This is a genomic window from Faecalibacterium sp. I2-3-92, assembly GCF_023347315.1.
GTDB classification, from domain to species: Bacteria; Bacillota; Clostridia; order Oscillospirales; family Ruminococcaceae; genus Faecalibacterium; species Faecalibacterium duncaniae.
Genome location: NZ_CP094470.1, coordinates 1 through 19,515 on the forward strand (window position 1 = coordinate 1; position 19,515 = coordinate 19,515).

General features: G+C 58.1%; 15 protein-coding genes. 10 read left to right on the plus strand and 5 right to left on the minus strand.

Translation table 11 applies throughout. The features are described 5' to 3' along the window. From dnaA to MTP42_RS00040, 8 genes are all read left to right on the plus strand, one after another. Window positions 1-1,323 (plus strand): chromosomal replication initiator protein DnaA, encoded by a 1,323-nt coding sequence (dnaA, locus tag MTP42_RS00005; RefSeq protein ID WP_005929139.1) that lies wholly within the window; start codon window positions 1-3, stop codon window positions 1,321-1,323. Window positions 1,324-1,723: 400 nt separating this feature from the next. Then, the gene (dnaN, locus tag MTP42_RS00010; RefSeq protein WP_097773091.1) at window positions 1,724-2,830 is read left to right on the plus strand and encodes a DNA polymerase III subunit beta; all 1,107 of its coding nucleotides are present in this window, start codon (window positions 1,724-1,726) and stop codon (window positions 2,828-2,830) included. Window positions 2,831-2,841: 11 nt separating this feature from the next. Then, the gene (locus MTP42_RS00015) at window positions 2,842-3,057 is read left to right on the plus strand and encodes an RNA-binding S4 domain-containing protein (protein ID WP_005929126.1); all 216 of its coding nucleotides are present in this window, start codon (window positions 2,842-2,844) and stop codon (window positions 3,055-3,057) included. Window positions 3,058-3,060: 3 nt separating this feature from the next. Continuing rightward, a complete protein-coding gene (gene recF / locus MTP42_RS00020) occupies window positions 3,061-4,182 on the plus strand; it encodes a DNA replication/repair protein RecF (protein ID WP_097773090.1) in 1,122 nt (373 codons plus the stop codon). Window positions 4,183-4,269: 87 nt separating this feature from the next. Continuing rightward, entirely contained in the window at window positions 4,270-4,521 is a 252-nt protein-coding gene (remB, locus tag MTP42_RS00025; protein ID WP_098924010.1) for an extracellular matrix regulator RemB, read from the plus strand. A gap of 56 nt (window positions 4,522-4,577) precedes the next feature. After that, window positions 4,578-6,572 carry a DNA topoisomerase (ATP-hydrolyzing) subunit B gene (gene gyrB, locus MTP42_RS00030; protein WP_005929115.1) on the plus strand — a complete coding sequence of 665 codons (1,995 nt, stop codon included), beginning with the start codon at window positions 4,578-4,580 and terminating at the stop codon, window positions 6,570-6,572. Between the two features lie 12 nt (window positions 6,573-6,584). Further along, window positions 6,585-9,149: a DNA gyrase subunit A gene (gene gyrA / locus MTP42_RS00035; protein WP_005929111.1), complete on the plus strand. Its 2,565-nt coding sequence runs from the start codon at window positions 6,585-6,587 to the stop codon at window positions 9,147-9,149. Window positions 9,150-9,580: 431 nt separating this feature from the next. Continuing rightward, the gene (locus MTP42_RS00040; protein WP_249257670.1) at window positions 9,581-10,165 is read left to right on the plus strand and encodes a manganese efflux pump MntP; all 585 of its coding nucleotides are present in this window, start codon (window positions 9,581-9,583) and stop codon (window positions 10,163-10,165) included. Between the two features lie 81 nt (window positions 10,166-10,246). Here MTP42_RS00040 and MTP42_RS00045 read toward each other — a convergent pair whose 3' ends face one another. From MTP42_RS00045 to MTP42_RS00055, 3 genes are all read right to left on the minus strand, one after another. Further along, on the minus strand, window positions 10,247-10,924 hold the full coding sequence (locus tag MTP42_RS00045) for a GntR family transcriptional regulator (RefSeq protein ID WP_156059241.1): 678 nt from the start codon (window positions 10,922-10,924) through the stop codon (window positions 10,247-10,249). 84 nt (window positions 10,925-11,008) lie between these two features. Next, window positions 11,009-11,770 (minus strand): RluA family pseudouridine synthase, encoded by a 762-nt coding sequence (locus tag MTP42_RS00050; protein ID WP_249257671.1) that lies wholly within the window; start codon window positions 11,768-11,770, stop codon window positions 11,009-11,011. Further along, the gene (locus tag MTP42_RS00055) at window positions 11,767-12,318 is read right to left on the minus strand and encodes an NUDIX domain-containing protein (protein ID WP_249257673.1); all 552 of its coding nucleotides are present in this window, start codon (window positions 12,316-12,318) and stop codon (window positions 11,767-11,769) included. Before MTP42_RS00055 ends, MTP42_RS00050 begins: the two co-directional genes overlap by 4 nt. Before the next feature lie 345 nt (window positions 12,319-12,663). Between MTP42_RS00055 and nifJ the strand changes: the two genes are divergently transcribed. Then, complete coding sequence (gene nifJ / locus MTP42_RS00060; protein WP_249257675.1) at window positions 12,664-16,209, plus strand: pyruvate:ferredoxin (flavodoxin) oxidoreductase; 3,546 nt, start codon at window positions 12,664-12,666, stop codon at window positions 16,207-16,209. A gap of 466 nt (window positions 16,210-16,675) precedes the next feature. On the opposite strand, the gene MTP42_RS00065 is transcribed toward nifJ, so the two are convergent. Both MTP42_RS00065 and MTP42_RS00070 read right to left on the minus strand, forming a co-directional pair. Next, window positions 16,676-16,963: a helix-turn-helix domain-containing protein gene (locus tag MTP42_RS00065; RefSeq protein WP_097769886.1), complete on the minus strand. Its 288-nt coding sequence runs from the start codon at window positions 16,961-16,963 to the stop codon at window positions 16,676-16,678. Next, window positions 16,960-17,319: a type II toxin-antitoxin system RelE/ParE family toxin gene (locus MTP42_RS00070; protein WP_097773086.1), complete on the minus strand. Its 360-nt coding sequence runs from the start codon at window positions 17,317-17,319 to the stop codon at window positions 16,960-16,962. Before MTP42_RS00070 ends, MTP42_RS00065 begins: the two co-directional genes overlap by 4 nt. Window positions 17,320-17,931: 612 nt before the next feature. Between MTP42_RS00070 and mgtE the strand changes: the two genes are divergently transcribed. Beyond that, on the plus strand, window positions 17,932-19,503 hold the full coding sequence (gene mgtE / locus MTP42_RS00075) for a magnesium transporter (RefSeq protein ID WP_249257677.1): 1,572 nt from the start codon (window positions 17,932-17,934) through the stop codon (window positions 19,501-19,503). Window positions 19,504-19,515 lie beyond the last annotated feature (12 nt).

A 19,515-nucleotide genomic window follows, 5' to 3' on the forward strand; every position in this document is an offset into this window, starting at 1 on the left:
ATGGATTCTTTCAAGGACGTTTTAGAGGCCGCCCAGGCATACTGCAAAACGCAGATGGCCGAGCCGACCTATAATCTCTACATCGACGGACTTGAGCCCATCAGCTTTGAGGACTCGAGCCATATCACCCTGTCGGTGCGCAACGATTTCATCTGCAAGATCGTCACTGACCGCTACCTCGGCCTGCTGAAAGAGGCCTTTAAGACCGTGCTGGGCTTTGACGTGGACATCACGCTGGTGGTGCCCAGCACCCCGCCCCATGAGGTGGTGCTGGCCCAGCAGTACGAGGCAAACCCCGCCTCGCCCCAGGGCAATTACGAGTTCACCTTCGAGAACTTCATCAAGGGTCCCTCCAACCAGTTTGCGTTTGCTGCGGCGCAGGCGGTTGCGGCCAACCCCTCCGGAGCCTATAATCCGCTGTTCATCTACGGCGGCTCCGGTCTGGGCAAGACCCATCTGCTCACGGCCATCCAGACCGAGATCAAGCGCACCCACCCCGATTTCGTCATCATGTACGTTACCTGCGAGCAGTTCACCAACGAGCTGATCGCCGCCATCCGCGCCGGCAGCACCGAGGACTTCCGGATGAAATACCGCGTGGCCGACCTGCTGCTGGTGGACGATATCCAGTTCATCGCCGGCAAGGAATCCACCCAGGAGGAGTTTTTCCACACCTTCAACTCCCTGCACGATGCCCACAAGCAGATCGTGATCGCCTCTGATCGCCCGGCCAAGGAGATCAAGAGCCTGGAAGAGCGCCTGCGCACCCGCTTTGAATGGGGCCTGACCGCCGATGTCCAGCCGCCTGATTTCGAGACCCGCGTGGCCATCGTCAAGCGCAAGGCCGAGCTGCTCCACCTGGATCTGCCCGAGGATGTGGCGGAATTCATCGCCAACCACCTGAAAAACAACATCCGCCAGCTGGAGGGCGCAGTGAAAAAGCTGAACGCCTACTACATGCTGGAGGGCATCCAGCCTGTCATCAGCGTGGCACAGAATGCTATCAAGGACATCCTCAACGAGACCCAGCCCGTGCCCGTGACCATCGAGAAGATCGTGGGCGAGGTCTCCCGCACCTTCAACGTCTCCCCTGCCGACATCCGGGGCACCAAGCGGAACGCCAACGTTGCATCCGCCCGCCGCGTGGCGATCTATATCCTGCGCGAAGTCACCGGCATGAGCATGGAGGAGATCGGCCGGGAATTCTCGGGCCGTGACCACTCCACCATCGTCTACTCCCTCAAGACCATGGAGCGGGACATGAAGAACGACCAGCACCTGCGTGAAACCGTCAGCGACATCATCAAGAACGTCAAGGCCTGACGGGAAAACAGGGGCAAAAGTCATACTCTCGTAGGGGATAAAACCCCAAATATGGGGAGAAATGCAGGGGAATCCGGAAAAACAGAACAAGATATTGTGTTCGGACGACAAAGTTCTCCACTCTTTCCACCGAGTTTTCAACATTCAACTTCTGTTTTGCACACCCGCCGTGGAAAGAAAAGCGGCTCCAGCCCTTTCCACAAGTCTTTCACACTGCATTCACAATCCGGTGGAAAACCACGGAGCCGCACCATTCCACACATTTTCCGACTTTTCCACATCTTCCCCAGCCCCTACTACGAATACTACAACAAGTTCAATATAGATCTGAAGGTTTTGTCCCTGTTTTATGGGAGAAAGAACCTCAAAACTTGAATCCAAAATAAGGAGAGACGCGCAATTGAACATCATCTGCGATAAGACCCTGCTGAGTGCAGCCATTGACGGCGTTTCCAAAGCTGTTACCCTGCGCTCCACCATCCCGGTACTGGAGGGTATCCTGCTGAAAGCCGAAGGCTTCCAGCTCACCCTGACCGGCTACGACCTGGAAATGGGCATCGTGACCACCATTGATGCCAATGTCAAAGAGCCCGGCGAGGTGGTGCTGAACGCCAAGCTGCTCAGCAGCATGGTCAGCCGGATGCCTTCCGGCCAAATCAACATCCAATCTGCCGAAAACGGAAAAACCACCATCCAGAGCGGCGTGGCACAGTTCGAGATCCAGTCCATGAACCCCACCGATTTCCCCGAGCTGCCCAACACCGGTGCCGAGGAGACCCTAAACATCAAGACCGGCGTACTCCGTGATATGATCGAGCGCACCCTGTACGCCGTCAGTCAGGATGAAAAAAAACCTGCGCATACCGGTGAATTATTTGAGATCTCGCCGGATAAGCTGACCGTTGTTGCGCTGGACGGCTACCGTCTGGCCATTGTGGAGCGGCCGGTGGAAGCCATAAAGGAGATCCGTATCATCGTACCCAGCAAGACCATGAACGAGGTCTCCCATCTGCTGGCCAACGACGACGAGGAGACCGTGCACATCTCCGCCAACCGCCGCTATGTGGTGTTCACCACTGCCGGTTACACCATCATGAGCCGCCTGATCGAGGGCGAGTTCCTCAACTACCACAACGTGATCCCCAATGGCAGCCGCACCAGCGTGGTTCTGGACACCAAGGAGTTCATCGAGACCATCGAGCGTGCCTCCCTGATCATTACAGAGCGTTTAAAAAATCCCCTCCGCATCAGTTTTACAGAGGGTAAAGTGGTGGTCCGCTGCCAGACCAATCTGGGCCGCGTGGTGGATGAATTCAACGCGCAGTGCGAGGGCGATGAGGTGGAGATCGGTTTCAACAACCGCTATCTGCTGGATGCCCTGCGCAACGCCCGCACCGAGCAGGTCAAGCTGGAGATCAGCGGCCCGCTGAGCCCGGTCAAGGTTCTGCCTACCGAGGGCAGCGACTTTTTGTATCTGGTCCTGCCTGTCCGCTTCAAGAATGATTGAGAGGCATAAAAATGCAAAAAATTCTCATCCATACGGAATTTATCAAGCTGGATGCCCTGCTGAAATATGCAGGCCTGTGTGAGACCGGCGGCGAAGCTAAGGAGCTGGTGCAGGGCGGTGCTGTCAAGGTGAACGGTGAGGTCTGCACCATGCGGGGCAAAAAGTGCCGCGCCGGGGATGTCGTCGAGTTGGACGGCCAGACCGTGGAAGTGGGACAGGGCCAGTAAACCATGCGCCTGCTTTCCTTAGAAGTAACGAATTACCGCAATATCGCATCGGCAAGCCTGACCCCGGGCCGGGAGCTGACCGTGATCTGCGGCAACAACGGCCAGGGCAAGACCAACCTGCTGGAGGCCATCTGGCTGCTGACCGGCGGCAAGAGCTTCCGGGGCGGCAAGGATGCAGAGCTGGTGCGGCGGGGCGAGCCCTTTGCCGTGCTGGAAGCCTCCACACTCCGGGCACAGCAGGAGGAACAGGAGCCTGACGAGCCGAACCGTGTCCGGCTGACGGTGGGCACTCCGGATTCCCAGCGGCCCGGGCGGTACGCCTCGGTGAACGGGGCAGCCCCCAGGCGGGCAGCAGGGCTTGCCGGCAGTTTTCCGGCTGTCGTGTTCGACCCTGGCCACCTGAGCCTGGTCAAGGGAGCGCCCGAGGGGCGGCGCAAATTTCTGGATGCCGCCCTCTGTCAGCTCTACCCCGGCTACCTGACCGTGTACCGCCGCTATCTGCGGGCCTTGCAGCAGAAAAACGCGCTGCTGCGCCGCTCCCCTGCCGGGCAGGAACGTCCCTACGCTGAAAAAATGGCCCTGCTCGAGGTGCTGAACACCGAGCTTGCCGCGCAGGGGGAAGCCATCCAGCAGCGGCGGCGGGCCTACCTGGAACGACTGGCCCCGCTGGCCTGTGCCAATTACGAGGAGCTTTCCCATGGGGCGGAGCGGATGGAGCTGCGGTATGCCGCCCAGTTTGAGCCGGGTGGTCTGGCAGCCCTGCTGAAAGCCCGCCAGAATGAGGAAGTCCGGGCCGGGCAGAGCCTGTGCGGCCCCCACCGGGAAGATCTGGAACTGCTGCTGGACGGCCAGCCCGCCAGAGTGTTTGCCAGCCAGGGGCAGCAGCGCAGCGTGGTGCTCAGCCTGAAAATGGCCGAAGCCGCCGCCGCTGCTGCCATCACCGGGGAGCACCCCGTCCTCTTGCTGGACGACGTGCTCAGTGAACTGGATGATGGCCGCAAGCAGTATCTGCTGACCCGGATGCGGGAAAAGCAGACCTTCGTTACCAGCTGTGACGATACGGCCTTCCTGAAAACGGATGGCGAGGTCTACCGCATGAACGGCGGTGTCCTGAGCAGAATCTGAAATGGAGAAATGTTGCATCACTGCATTGTATAGAATGCGGAAAATGCAACAGAATATGCAGTCTGCATCTGCGGGAGAATATACGCAATGTATATCCATCTGGGCCGGGACTATGTCCTGAATGACCGTGATATCATCGGCATCTTCAATCTGGAGACCACCACCGTCTCCCCCCGGGGACGGGAATTTCTCAACTATGCCCAGAAGAATGGGGCCGTGGTCAGCCTTTCGGATGACCTGCCCCAGTGTTATGTTCTGGCCGATGCCCCTGTGGACACCGTTTATCTTTCGGAGCTGTCCAGCGCGGCCATGAAGCGGCGCACCGAAATGCCGTTCTGAAAAAATCAACAACGATCCAATCGATTGAAAAAATATCAAGTAAAGGGAGAAAGGATATGGCAGAGGAAATCATCACCAGCACCAATGTGGAAACCGCGACCGACCATGAGTATAATGCCAGCGAAATCCAGGTCCTGAAGGGTCTGGAGGCCGTGCGCAAGCGTCCCGGCATGTATATCGGCTCCACCGGTGAGCGGGGCCTGCATCATCTGGTCTACGAGATCGTGGACAACGCCATTGATGAAGCGCTGGCTGGCTACTGCAACCACATTGAGGTCAAGATCTTAAAGAATAACATCATTCAGGTCACCGACAACGGCCGCGGCATCCCCGTGGATATCCAGGCCGATACCGGTCTGCCCGCCGTCACCGTCGTCTATACCATCCTGCACGCAGGCGGTAAGTTCGGCGGCGAGAACTCCGGCTACAAGGTGGCCGGTGGTCTGCACGGTGTCGGCGCGTCCGTGGTCAACGCCTGCTCTGAGTGGCTGACGGTCAATGTCCGCCGCGACGGCCATGAATACGAGCAGACCTTCCGCCGCGGCGACCCGGACGGCCCCCTGAAGTGTCTGGGCACGGTGGCCGAGGGGGTCACCGGCACCCGCGTTACCTTCAAGCCCGACCCCGAGATGTTCAAGGACACCACCGTCTATAACTTCGAGACGCTGGAAAAGCGCCTGCGCGAGGAGAGCTTCCTGAACGCCGGTGTCAAGATCACCCTGACCGATGAGCGGGAGCTCTATACCCCCGTTCTGGAGGACGGCCAGGAGGGCGACCCCTGCTACCGCACCGAGGTCATGTGCTATGAGGGCGGCATCAAGAGCTTTGTCACCTATCTGGGCGAAAAGCGCAATCTGGAGGTGCTCCACCCCAATGTCATCTACCTCAAGGGCCAGACCGAGCGGGGCATGGCCGAGATCGCGCTGCAGTATAATTCCAGCTATAACGAACTGCTGCTGAGCTTTGCCAACAACGTCAACACCCCGGACGGCGGCACCCATGAAGAGGGCTTCCGCACCAGCCTGACCCGTGTGTTCAATGATTACGGCCGCAGCCACGGCCTGCTGAAGGATAAGGACGAGAACCTTTCCGGTTCCGATGTCCGCGAGGGCCTCATCTGCGTCATCTCCGTCAAGCTGCAGGAGGCAGAGTTCGAGGGCCAGACCAAGGCAAAGCTGGGCAATACCGAGATCCGTACCCTTGTTTCCAACATGGTGTACACCAAGCTGATGGAGTTCTTTGAGGAGAACCCCGGCGTGGCAAAGGCCATTTTTGAAAAGGCCACCCAGGCAGCCCGCGCCCGCGCCGCTGCCAAAAAGGCCCGGGAGCTGGTGCGCCGCAAGAGTGCGCTGGAGACCAGCCGGATGCCCGGCAAGCTGGCCGACTGCCGTGAAAAAGACCCCACCCGCACCGAGATCTTCATCGTCGAGGGTGACTCTGCAGGCGGCTCTGCCAAGATGGGCCGTGACTCCGCCATTCAGGCCATCCTCCCCCTGTGGGGCAAGATGCTGAACGTGGAAAAAGCCCGTGCGGACCGCATCTACGGCAACGATAAGCTGATGCCCGTGGTGCTGGCTCTGGGCTGCGGCATCGGCGAGGAATTCGATATCTCCAAGCTGCGGTATGATAAAGTGTTCATCATGGCCGATGCCGATGTCGATGGTTCTCACATCTGCACCCTGATGCTGACCTTCTTCTTCCGCTATATGCGCCCCCTCATCGAGCAGGGCCATGTCTATGTCGCTCAGCCGCCCCTGTTCAAGGTGCAGAAGGGCAACACCATCAAGTACGCCTACAACGATGCTGAAATGGCCATCCTCTCGCAGGAGATGCCCGGCGCAAAGGTCAACCGCTATAAGGGCCTTGGTGAGATGAACCCCGAACAGCTGTGGGAGACCACCATGAACCCCGATAACCGGGTCATCGTACAGATCACCATTGAGGATGCCGAAAAGGCCGATGAAGCCTTTACCATCCTGATGGGCGACCAGGTGGAGCCCCGCCGCCGCTTTATCGAGACCAACGCCCAGTATGCGAAGCTGGATGTGTAATTGGAGGAAACAATGGAAGAAGATTATGTGATGATACCGGGCAGCGGTACCAAAAAGATCATCCGCGATGTCAAGAAGGAGATCGAGACCGCGTTCCTGGACTACTCCATGTCAGTCATCGTGTCCCGCGCCCTGCCCGATGTGCGGGACGGCCTGAAGCCTGTCCACCGCCGCATCCTGTACACCATGCATGAGCGCGGCAACGACCCCAGCCATGCATACCGCAAATCCGCCGACACCGTTGGTGCGGTGCTGGGCTCCTACCACCCCCACGGCGACGCATCCGTTTACGATGCTATGGTCCGTCTGGCACAGGATTTCTCCCTGCGCTACCCGCTGGTGGATGGTCAGGGTAACTTTGGTTCTGTGGACGGCGACCCCCCGGCTGCTTACCGTTACACCGAGGCCCGCATGAGCCGTATGGCCGTGGAGATGCTGACCGATATCGACAAGGATACCATCGACTGGGACCCCAACTTTGATGAGACCAAGAAGGAGCCCAGCGTTCTGCCCTGCCGTTTCCCGAACCTGCTGGTCAACGGCAGTCAGGGCATCGCTGTTGGTATGGCCACCAACATCCCGCCCCACAACCTGAGCGAGGTCATTGACGGCTGTGTGGCCTATATCGAGGACCCGGACATCGACCTGCCCGGCCTGATGGAACACATCAAGGGCCCTGATTTCCCCACCGCCGGCATCATCATGGGCCGCAGCGGCATCCGTGCTGCCTATGCCACCGGCCGCGGCAAGATCACCCTGCGCGGCCGCGCCACCATTGAGGAAAAGAAGAATGGCCGCGCCCAGATCATCGTGACCGAGATCCCCTACATGGTCAACAAGGCACGTCTCATTGAGAACATTGCCGACCTGGTCAAGGAAAAGCGGATCGAGGGCATCAGTGACCTGAACGATGAGACCAACCGCAAGGGAATGCGCATCGTGATCGATGTGCGCAAGGATGCCAATCCCCAGGTCGTCCTGAATCAGCTGTATCAGTACACCCAGCTGCAGGATACCGTGGGTGTCATCATGCTGGCCATCGACCACAAGGTGCCCAAGGTGATGACCCTGAAGCAGATGATCCAGAAGTATGTGGAGTTCCAGGACGAGGTGGTGCGCCGCCGCACCCAGTATGACCTGAAAAAGGCCCGGGAACGCGCCCACATTCTGGAAGGCCTGAAGAAGGCCACCGACATTGTGGATGAGCTGATTGCCACCATCCGTGCCTGCAAGGGCGGCATGAGCGAGGCCAAGGCTGCCATCATGGAGCAGTTCGGCTTTGATGACCCGCAGGCAGATGCCATCGTCAAGCTGCAGCTGGGCCGTCTGGCTGGTTTGGAGATCCTGAAGATCGAGGAAGAGCTGGGCTCCCTGAACGCCAAGATCCGGGATTGGGAAGAGATCCTGGCCGATGATGCCCGCGTGCTGGAGATCGTCAAGAGCGAGCTGCTGGAGATGAAGCGCCGCTTCGGCGATGACCGCCGCACCGAGATCGAGACTGTGACCGGCGAGGTGGATATCGAGGATCTGATCGCTGAGGAGCAGTGCGTTTATACCCTGACCGAGGCCGGTTATATCAAGCGCCAGCTCAAGGCCACTTATCAGGCCCAGAAGCGCGGCGGCCGCGGCATCTCCGGCATGACCCGCAAGGAAGAGGATATCGTGCAGGAGATGTTCGTGGGCTCCACCCATGATTATGTCCTGTTCGTTACCGATAAGGGCCGCCTGTTCCGCATCAAGGGCTACACCATCGCCGAGGGCAGCCGCACCAGCAAGGGCACCAACATCGTGAACCTGCTGCAGCTGGCCGAGGGCGAAAAGGTCACCAACATGCTCTGCCAGAGCAAGGATACGGCCAACGAAGGTGGTTTTGTGACCATGGTCACAAAGCAGGGCCTCATCAAGCGCACCCCGCTGGAGCAGTACGCCAACATCCGCAAGTCCGGCCTGATCGGCATTGCCCTGAATGAGGGGGATGCGCTGGCCTGGACAAGACTGACCTCCGGCCACGATATGCTCATCGTTGCCACCCGCAACGGTCAGGCCATCCGCTTCAATGAGGAGGATGCCCGTCCCATGGGCCGCAGCGGCCACGGCGTGCGCGCCATCAAGCTGGCCGAGGGCGACGAGGTCGTGGGTGTCTGCATCTGCCGTGAGAACGCCACCATCCTGACCGTGACTGAGAACGGCAAGGGCCGCCGGTCCGACATCGACACCTACCGCATCACCGCCCGCGGCGGCAAGGGCATCCGCAACTACGATGCCTCCAAGGACAAGGTCGCCGCTGTCAAGATCGTGGACGATGTGGATGACGTGCTGCTGAGCAGCCAGGAGGGCATCATCATCCGCCTGCACGCCAATGAGATCCCGGTGCAGAGCCGCTACGGCTCCGGTGTCCGTGTCATGCGTCTGGGCGAGAATGATAAGGTCATGGTTTTGGCCCGTACCGACCACGACGATGAAGCCCAGACCGAGACAGTAGAGGCTGAGGAGGGCGATGAGCCCACCGCAGAGCAGCTGGCCGCCATGGAAGCAGCCGATGAGGCCTCCGCCTCCGAGGCACCGGCTGAGGATTGAGCCTGTCTTGCCTCTCCTGCTAGGAGAGGTGGCACGGCACAGCCGTGACGGAGAGGTTCTTCTCCCCAAAAGCAAAACCTCTCAGGCGCTTTGCGCCAGCTCCCCTAGCAGGGGAGCCAAGCAAAGCGAGGGCGAAAAAGTTAGCCTGGACTTCTATCAGAAAATATGATAGACTAACGAAACAATCACAAAATCCCATGGGGGAGTAGCAGGCGCTGTTTGCAGACGGCGCAGCAAGTCAACACAATGACAGCACCGCTGTCTGGCTTGCTTTCATTTGCGAGACTCATGTGTTATGGTGCGGAGTACCACGCCCAACACATGGAGTTCATTTGTAAAAAATGACCCGAGACCGGACGTGCACGCGCGCCGATCTCGGGTTTTGTTTTTGCCGCACCGTAATTTTGGTCAGATTCAGGAGGCATTCAGTTATGGAATGGAGTTTTTTGTTTTTTCTCAACAGCGCACTGCTGGGCGTGGGCCTTGCCATGGACGCGTTTTCGGTCTCGATGGCAAACGGTCTGCATGACCCCGGCATGTCCCGAAAAAGGATGTGCATCATTGCAGGCACCTTTGGCGTGTTTCAGGCCGTGATGCCCATGACAGGCTGGGTCTGCGTCCATACCATCGTGGAGATGTTCTCCTCCTTTGAAACGTTCATCCCCTGGATCGCCCTTGCCCTGCTGGGCTATATCGGCGGCAAGATGCTGATCGATGGCATCCGGGGCGAGGAAACCGAGGAAGCCGCCGCGCTGAGCGCCGGTGCCCTCTTCATGCAGGGCGTGGCCACCAGCATTGATGCCCTCTCGGTCGGCTTTACCATTGCGGAGTATGGCTGGCTGATGGCGCTGACGGCTTCCGGCATCATTGCCGTCGTCACCTTCTTCCTCTGCATGGCGGGCCTGCGCATCGGCAAAAAGTTCGGCACAAAGCTCTCCGGCAAGGCCTCTGTGCTGGGCGGTGTCATCCTCATCGGCATTGGGCTGGAGATCTTCCTCTCCGGCGTGTTCTTCTGAAAAAGGGGCAAAGAAAACCGGCACAGCGTCAGGCAGGCGCTGTGCCGGTTTTGTTCCCCGTGGAACATTTTTAAGGGTGCATTATTTTTCCGGCTCAAAGTAGTCGGCATATTCCTCGGTGAGCTTAGAGCCCAGCCGCCGGATGCCGCCGTAGAGGTGGCGCTCCACCAGCGGCTCAAAGGCGGCAAGATCACACCGCTCAATGGCGGCAATGATGTTCTGGTGGTCGGCGATCACCTCGTCCAGCCCGCCGCTGGTCATGGTGTCCAGCATCCGGAAGCGACTGTAATCGGCGTGGGCGTTCTGTAAGGTGCGCCAGAGATACATTTTTCCCATGGCGGCAAACCATGTTTCGTGGAGCAGGCGGTCTGCCTCATAGAGCTTGTTGTAGTCGATCTCCTCGGCACGGGCCAGCGCGGCGTAGGCATCGGCCCGCCGCCGGATGAGCGCCCGCTGTTCCGGCGTACACTTGGGCGAGAAGTCCCGCAGGACGCGGGCTTCCACGGCGGTGCGCTCGTAGATGAGCTCATCCACGATCTCACGGTTCAGCCGGGTCACAGTGGTACCCTTGTAGGGCACGATCTTTACCAGCCCGTTCTCCTGCAGCCGCTGCAGCACCACCCGGATCATGGAACGCGGTGCCCCAAAGCGGGCGCAGAGCGGGTTTTCGCTCAATGAGCTGCCCGGCCGCAGGGTCAGGTCGATGATCTCCCGCTCCAGTACAGCGTAAATTTCAGCGTCGGTCTTGTACTCTTCCATAATATCACCCTTCCTAAACCCCACCGTCAATGCTTCGCATTGCCACCGCCACTGGTAGGGGCGGCTCTGGCGTTTCGTAAAGTTTTACAAGTTACCCGTTATGCCAAGGGCTCCACTCCTAGGGGAGCTGTCACCGCAGATGACTGAGGGGTTTAATTCCCACGGCGCTTTAATCGGTTTCTCCAATTGAAACTCCATCTTCTCCCCCGTTTCCGGGTGGACGAACTGCAGCCCTGCGCTCTGCAGGGCAATGTCCCCTTTGAACCGGCTGCCATATTTACCGTCTCCGTAAAGCGGGTGCTTCCGGGAGGCAAACTGCACCCGGATCTGATGTGTCCGCCCGGTGTGGAGCGTGATCTCCGCAAGGCTCAGGGAACCGTCCGGTGCCGTCTCTACGATGCGGTATTCCAGAACGGCTTCCCGCACTCCCTTGCGGGGGCGCTTTACCGGAAAGACCCGGCCCTTTCGGCTGTCCTTGAACAGATAGTCCCGCAGGATGCCCTCAGGCGGCAGCTGTTCGTCCGGCCCGCCTGCGATCACGGCCCGGTATGTTTTAAGAAAGCAGGGCTGTGCCGGTGCACCGGGGCCAGCCTCTGCCCTGCCGTCCAGAATGGCATAGGCCTGCTGGCTCTCCGTCACCTGTTTTGTCAGAGCCGCTGCGGCTCCGGGTGTTCTGGCATAGACCATCAGCCCTGAAACGCCGGTGTCCAGCCGGTGGATGACCCCAACGTATGCATCCGGCCTGCCCCACCGCTGGCGCAGGGCAGCGGGCACGCCCTCTTCGCTGGTCAGCCCGGCGGGCTTGTCCAGCACCACAAGGGCAGTATCTTCGTAGAGAATGTTCACAGCTTGCCCTCGTCCAACAGGGCCTTGAGCTTGAGCACGCCTGCAATGGTCTTGCCGTCCTTGATCTCGCCGCGCATCACCATCTCATAGGCCTGGGCCAGCGGTACCCGGTCAGGGGTCAGGAACTCGTCCGCATCCAGATGCATCCGGGTCTTGTGCAGACCGGTGGCCACCCAGGTGTAGATGATCTCGGTATCATAGCCCACAGTGGGGTAGAACTCGCCCAGGGAGGTATACTTGTCGGCGGTCAGGCCGCACTCCTCCTCCAGTTCCCGCTTAGCGGCTTCAAAGGGGTTCTCCCCTTTTTCCAGCTTGCCGGCGGGTAGCTCCCACAGCTCCTGCTGCATGGCGTAACGGAACTGGCGCACCATGCAGATGGTGCCGTCCTCAAAGTAGGGCACGATGCAGGCCCCGCCGTGGTGGTGGACCACCTCGCGGGTGGCGGTCTTTCCATTTTCCAAAAGGGCGGTATCTTTGGTCAGGGTGACCACCCGGCCCTCGAACAGCACCTCACTTGTGAGCGTCTTTTCAAAATGTGCAGCGTCCATCGTATTTGCGTCCTTTCCAGATGATAATGATGCTGGTTCAAGTTTACGGCAACAAAGCGCCGGTTGTCAATTCAAAATTGAGGATAAATTAAGAAAAATACAGCAAAAAAGCCGTATTCTTAATAATCTGTCAGGTTAGATGCAACAAAAAACACAAGCGTAAAAAAGCACCAAAAAATTTCTTGAAATTTTGTTGCGTTTTGCCAGTGGGTTTGCATTTACTTTGAGGGCGGAATTTGCTAATATAATATATGAGCAATAGTGCCTTTTGGGGTTCTCCGGCCCCAGCGGGGCGCGATTGCCCCGCGCAAAAGGTACCAAATTCTGAACAATGGAGGAAGAAAAATGCCTAGAGCAAAGCAAACCATGGATGGCAATACCGCTGCCGCTCATGTAGCATACGCCTACACGGACGTGGCTGCTATCTACCCCATTACCCCGTCTTCTCCGATGGCTGACTCTGTGGACCAGTGGTCCGCAGCCGGTCAGAAGAACATCTTCGGCAACCAGGTCAAGGTCGTCGAGATGGAGTCTGAGGCCGGCGCTGCCGGCGCTGTGCACGGCTCTCTGGGTGCAGGTGCTGTTACCACCACCTTCACCGCTTCTCAGGGCCTGCTGCTGATGATCCCCAACATGTACAAGATCGCTGCTGAGCAGCTGCCCTGCGTGTTCGATGTTTCTGCACGTACCGTTGCTACCCAGTCCCTGAACATCTTCGGTGATCACAGCGACGTTATGGCATGCCGCCAGACCGGCTTCGCAATGCTGGTCGAGAGCAGCGTGCAGGAAGTTATGGATCTGTCCCCTGTTGCCCATCTGGCAGCAATCGAGGGCCGGGTTCCCTTCCTGAACTTCTTCGATGGCTTCCGTACTTCTCACGAGTACCAGAAGATCGAGAAGTGGGACTACGCTGATCTGAAGGAAATGTGCAACATGGAGGCTGTTGAGGAGTTCCGTGCCAAGGCTCTGAACCCCGAGCACCCCAAGATGCGCGGTTCCCACGAGAACGGCGACGTGTTCTTCCAGCACCGTGAGGCCTGCAACTCCGCTTACGACGCACTGCCCGCAGTGGTCGAGAAGTACATGGCCAAGATCAACGAGAAGCTGGGCACCAACTACGATCTGTTCAACTACTACGGCGCACCCGATGCTGACCGTGTTATGATCGCTATGGGCTCTGTCTGCGACGTTGCTGACGAAGTCATCGATTACCTGAACGCCAAGGGCGAGAAGGTCGGTATCGTCAAGGTCCGCCTGTACCGTCCCTGGGTGTCTTCCGCTCTGCTGAAGGTCCTGCCCAAGACTGCAAAGAAGGTTGCAGTTCTGGATCGTACCAAGGAGCCCGGCTCCCTGGGCGAACCCCTGTACCTGGATGTTGCTGCTACCCTGCGTGAGGCTGGCCTGAACGATGTCGTTCTGACCGGCGGCCGCTACGGCCTGGGCAGCAAGGACACTCCCCCGTCCTCCATCTTCGCTCTGTTCAAGGAGCTGGAGAAGGATCAGCCCAAGGAGCGCTTCACTCTGGGCATCACCGATGATGTCACCGGTCTGTCCCTGCCCGAGGTCAAGCCCGCTCCCATCACCGCAGCTGCTGGCACCAAGGAGTGCAAGTTCTGGGGTCTGGGCGGCGACGGTACTGTCGGCGCAAACAAGAACTCCGTCAAGATCATCGGCGACCACACTGATAAGTATGTTCAGGCATACTTCCAGTATGACTCCAAGAAGACCGGCGGCGTGACCATCAGCCACCTGCGTTTCGGCGACAAGCCCATCCGCAGCCCCTACTACATCAACCAGGCTGACTTCGTGGCCTGCCACAACCCCGCTTACATCCACATGGGCATGAAGATGGTCCAGGATGTCAAGCCCGGCGGCGTGTTCATGATCAACTGCCAGTGGTCCGATGAGGAGCTGGGCCAGCACCTGAACGCTGAGGCCAAGAAGTACATTGCTGACAACAACATTCAGCTGTACACCATCAACGCCATCGATAAGGCAATCGAGATCGGTATGGGCAAGCGCACCAATACCATCCTGCAGTCCGCTTTCTTCAAGCTGGCTGACGTTATGCCCATCGAGGACGCTGTCAACTTCATGAAGCAGGCAGCTCAGAAGAGCTACGGCAAGAAGGGCCAGGACGTTGTTGAGATGAACTGGAAGGCCATCGATGCTGGTGTTGACGCGATCCACAAGGTCGACGTTCCCGCTTCCTGGTCCAACCCCGAGGCTGATCCCGCTCCCAAGGCTCTCACCGGCCGTCCGGAGCTGGTCAAGCAGATCCGTGATGTCATGGAGCCCATCGCTCGTATGGACGGCGACAGCCTGCCCGTTTCCGCTTTCGTTGCAAATGCAAACGGCGAGTGGGAGCAGGGCGCATCTGCATACGAGAAGCGCGGCACCGCTGTGAACGTTCCCGAGTGGGATGCTTCCAAGTGCGTCGGCTGCAACCAGTGTGCATTCGTCTGCTCTCATGCTACCATCCGTCCCTTCCAGCTGACCGCTGACGAGCTGGCAGCTGCTCCTGCTCAGACCAAGAGCCGTGACAACCGCCCCGCAAACGAGTACAAGTTTGTGATGGCTGTTTCTCCTCTGGACTGCATGGGCTGCGGCGAGTGCGTCACCGTCTGCCCCACCAAGGCAATTACTATGGTTCCTCAGGAGAGCCAGGCCGATCAGCAGGCAGTCTTCGACTACTGCGTCGCCAACATCTCCAAGAAGCCCAGCAAGTTTGCTGATGACACCGTCATTGGTTCTCAGTTCAACCAGCCCCTGCTGGAGTTCTCTGGCTCCTGCGCAGGCTGTGCCGAGACCTCTTACGCTCGCCTGATCACTCAGCTGTTCGGCGAGAAGATGTACATCTCCAACGCTACCGGCTGCTCCTCTATCTGGGGCGGTACCGCTTCCATCTCTCCGTACACCGTCAACAAGGACAGCGGCCATGGTCCTGCATGGTGCAACTCCCTGTTCGAGGATAACGCTGAGCATGGTCTGGGCCTGTACCTCGGCCAGAAGACCGTTCGTGAGAACCTGATCAAGCGCATTGCTGAGGTTGCTGGTTCTGACAAGGCTTCCGCTGAGCTGAAGGCTGCCTTCGACAAGTTCATGGAGACCAAGAACAACACCAAGGCAAACGACGAACCCGCCAAGGCTCTGATCGCTGAGCTGGAGAAGGCTGCTGCCGCTGGCTGCACCGAGTCCGCTGAGATCCTGAAGAGCAAGGAGTTCATCGCCAAGAAGTCCGTCTGGATCTTCGGTGGTGACGGCTGGGCATACGACATCGGCTTCGGCGGCCTGGATCACGTCCTGGCTTCCGGCGAGGATGTCAACGTCATGGTCTTCGATACTGAGATGTACTCCAACACCGGTGGACAGGCATCCAAGGCTTCCAACATTGGTGAGGTCTGCCAGTTCGCTGCTGCTGGTAAGGAAATCAGCAAGAAGAGCCTGTCCGAGATCGCAATGACCTACGGTTACATCTATGTTGCTCAGATCGCTCTGGGCGCTAACATGAACCAGGCTGTCAAGGCAATCGCTGAGGCTGAGGCTTATCCCGGCCCCTCTCTGATCATCGGCTACGCTCCCTGCGAGCTGCACGGTGTGAAGGGCGGCATGACCAACTGCCAGAACGAGATGAAGAAGGCAGTTGAGGCTGGTTACTGGAACCTGTTCACCTTCAACCCCGCCAACAAGGCTCAGGGCAAGAACCCCTTCACCCTGACCTCCAAGGCTGTGGATGCCGAGAAGTATCAGGCACTGCTGGCAAACGAGACCCGTTACAGCCGCCTGACCCGTGCATTCCCCGAGCGTGCAAAGGCTCTGTTCGCACGCAACGAGCAGGTTGCAAACGATCGTTACGAGCACCTGACCCGTCTGGTCGAGCTGTACAAGTAATCCTGTTTTCTGAACAATGGCTGGCAATGGCCGCAGCGGCACCCTAGTCCGCAAGGCGGCTGCTCCGCACTGGCGATTACTGCGCAACGCAGCAGTGCGAAACTGCGGCCCCGCCGCCCTGAACAGAGCATGATGAACGTGCAAACGAGCATTTGCGCAAACTTCTGATTTCATTCCCTCGCCCGCTGCGGCCCGCGAACCGCGCCGGGCAGGGTGTTTGAAATACCAAAGCGCCCGCGAGGGTCCTTGAAAGCACACCCCGCGTGTGTCAGGAGCATAAGGTCTGGCAACAGATACCTTGCTCCGCCTGCTGCATAAGACCTGCCCTGCAGGGATCTTGCCGCAGTCAAAAACGAATCCGTTTTTAGCGCCCCGCTCACTTTATAGTGAACGGGGCGTATTTTTGTGTAAGGAAACAGAAACCGCTGTACGGAATGTTCCATACAGCGGTTCTCTCATCCATATACTATTTTGCGGGAGCAGGAATGAATTCAATTTTGACCTGCATTCCCATACCGGCGGCAAGGCGTTGCAGCGTCCGCAGAGAAGGATTTGCGTTGCCGTTTTCCAGCTTGCTGATGTCTGCCTGAGCAATGCCGGTACGCTCCGAGAGCTCCTTCTGGGTCAGGCCGCTTACCTTCCGGGCATCGATCATTGCCTGTACCAGCGAAAGCTCTGGCTGAAGTGCCTCCCACTCCGCTTTGAATTCAGGGTCTTCCAGTTGTTTGTTGAGAAAATTCCGAAAATCACTCACGATATCTTCTCCTTTCGTTCAAGATAGTCTGCACGATATTTTTTGGCCAGGGCAATTTCCTCTGATGGTGTTTTTTGCGTTTTCTTGATGAAGCCGTTGGTCAGAACAATACGCTTTCCAATGTAAAAGAAATACAGAACACGTGTGATATTGCTGCTCTGCTTAGCACGGATCTCAAAAATTCCGTCCCCAATAAATTTGGAGTAGGGCTCCCGCAGCTGTGGTCCGTTGGCTTCCAGCAGTGCGACAGCACCCAATACTTTTGCACGCATTTTGGTGTCAAGGGATTCCAGAAAATCATCTACCGGACAGTCGCCATTCTCCTTATGGTAGAAGTCTACATCGTAACATTCCAAGCGGCAGCCCTCCTCTATGGGATATATCCTATTTCTATAATATATGATATATCCCATTTTGTCAAGAGTGCGATAAAAATATCTTCTCGCTATTTTACAATTTCTTCATAGGATTTTCATGCAAACCCGTGCTTTTGGTGCTATACTACTGACATAAGGAACCGGGGCCGCAACCGATTCCTTGTACATGATTCCTCCTCACACCAAGGCAATATCCAAACAGAAAGTCCCTTTCAGTGGTCCGCAAGCACTGGAAGGGGCTTTCTGCGTGTTTTGGTGGAAATTCCCGCCTGATTCGGTGCATTTAGGGTTGACCGACCTTTTGGGCGGCGCTATAATAAAAGGTGGAAAAGATCTTTAGGAGGTGAACGCAGGACAATGGACCCGGATCATAGTCGAAGATGCGGTTTTGGTGCGATAGGACGGGACATGGAGCAGGCTGCGTTCGCCTTTTTTGCCCGGTAAGAGGTGCTGTTCGGGCACTTCTCAGCGGGGAGAAAGGGCGCGGCTTTGTGCGCGTGGAAGCCCCGGCAAGGGGTGGATGCGGGCCGTTGGCGGCGCTTTTTGTTTTGCCCTGTACCAACCGCCGGAATACGGTAGGAGGTACGCAAAATGGAAATGGAAGAAAAGAAAAACGAACTGACCGAGGCTGCCCTGCCTGTGCAGGAGCTGCCCGCTGATATCCCGGACGAGGTGCGCCAGAAGCTGGCCAGAGATCTGAACGAGGAAGCTACAGAGGACCTGAAGCAGGACATCCGGGAGGCCGAGAAAGAGGAGGCCCGGGACGATGAGGTCAAGGCTGACCCCGAGATGCTGACCAAGAGCCGCCTGCTCAAGATGCTGGTAAAAAAGCAGTACGTCAAGCTGCGTGAGGTCACCGAGGAGGAGCAGCCTGCCGACCTGGCAGAGCTGCTGGAGGAGCTGGACGAGAACAACCGTCTGGTGGTGTTCCGCCTGCTGAAAAAGGAAGTGGCCACCGAGGCCTTCGCCTATATGTCCGATGAAGCCCGGGATGACCTGGTCAATGCCTTCTCCGACGTGGAGCTGGTCAGCGCCATTGAGGAGATGAGCCTGGACGATGCTGCCGACCTGCTGGAGGATATGCCCGCAGGCGTGGTCAAGCGGGTGCTGGAGAAATCCTCCAAGCAGACCCGCGAGAGCCTGAACAAGCTGCTGAACTACCCCGAGAGCTCGGCCGGCAGCCTGATGACCCCTGAATATGTCCGGCTGAAAAAAGAGATGAATGTCCGGCAGGCGCTGGATGCCATCCGGCGGCAGGGCGAGAACGCCGAGACCATCTATATCAACTATGTTGTGGAGCGCAACCGCCTGATGGGTGTTGTCTCTGCCCGTGACCTGCTGCTGGCAGACCCTGATACCCCGCTGGTCGATATTATGGACGACAACGTGGTCACCGTGAAGGTCACGGATGACCAGGAGTTCGTGGCCCGTGAGATGCAGCGCTACGACTTTACCGCAATGCCCGTTGTGGACAATGAGGGTATGTTTGTGGGCATTATCACCATCGACGATGCAATCGATGTTCTGACCGATGAGAGCACCGAGGATATGCAGAAGATGGCTGCTATTTTGCCTGCGGATGAGGCCACCACTTATTTTGGCACCAGTGTCTGGACCCACGCCAAGCAGCGCATCCCCTGGCTGCTGATCCTGATGCTGTCGGCCACCTTTACTGGTATGGTCACCACCCATTACGAGGAAGCCTTTGTGAGCCTGCCCCTGCTGGTCTCCTTTATGCCCATGCTGATGGATACCGCCGGCAACTGCGGCAACCAGATCAGCACTCTGATGGTGCGCGGTCTGGCGCTGGGCGAGGTAGAACCCGCCGATTTCCTCAAGGTGCTGGCCAAGGAACTCCGCGTTTCCGCGATCGTGGGTGCGGTGCTGGGCTTGGTGAACGGTCTGCGCATCTACCTGATGTACACCTTCATCTTTGCCGGTCAGTATGACAATGTGATGGGTTACGCCATCGTCGTCAGCGTGTCGCTGTTCTTCAGCGTCATCCTGGCAAAGCTGGTGGGCGGTATGCTGCCCCTTGCCGCCAAGAAGCTGGGTGCGGACCCGGCCATCATGGCGACCCCCTTCATCACCACCATCGTGGATGCCTGCAGCTTGATCCTGTACTTCCAGATCGCGCAGATCGTGTTCCGGAATATGATGTAACGTTTGATTTTA

Bases quoted from the DNA above. Each gene is read 5' to 3' on its own strand.
- dnaA (WP_005929139.1), top strand. From the start codon at position 1: ATGGATTCTTTCAAGGACGTTTTAGAGGCCGCCCAGGCATACTGCAAA.
- MTP42_RS00015 (WP_005929126.1), top strand. From the start codon at position 2,842: ATGCAAAAAATTCTCATCCATACGGAATTTATCAAGCTGGATGCCCTG.
- recF (WP_097773090.1), top strand. From the start codon at position 3,061: ATGCGCCTGCTTTCCTTAGAAGTAACGAATTACCGCAATATCGCATCG.
- remB (WP_098924010.1), top strand. From the start codon at position 4,270: ATGTATATCCATCTGGGCCGGGACTATGTCCTGAATGACCGTGATATC.
- gyrB (WP_005929115.1), top strand. From the start codon at position 4,578: ATGGCAGAGGAAATCATCACCAGCACCAATGTGGAAACCGCGACCGAC.
- gyrA (WP_005929111.1), top strand. From the start codon at position 6,585: ATGGAAGAAGATTATGTGATGATACCGGGCAGCGGTACCAAAAAGATC.
- MTP42_RS00040 (WP_249257670.1), top strand. From the start codon at position 9,581: ATGGAATGGAGTTTTTTGTTTTTTCTCAACAGCGCACTGCTGGGCGTG.
- MTP42_RS00045 (WP_156059241.1), bottom strand. From the start codon at position 10,924: ATGGAAGAGTACAAGACCGACGCTGAAATTTACGCTGTACTGGAGCGG.
- MTP42_RS00055 (WP_249257673.1), bottom strand. From the start codon at position 12,318: ATGGACGCTGCACATTTTGAAAAGACGCTCACAAGTGAGGTGCTGTTC.
- nifJ (WP_249257675.1), top strand. From the start codon at position 12,664: ATGCCTAGAGCAAAGCAAACCATGGATGGCAATACCGCTGCCGCTCAT.
- mgtE (WP_249257677.1), top strand. From the start codon at position 17,932: ATGGAAATGGAAGAAAAGAAAAACGAACTGACCGAGGCTGCCCTGCCT.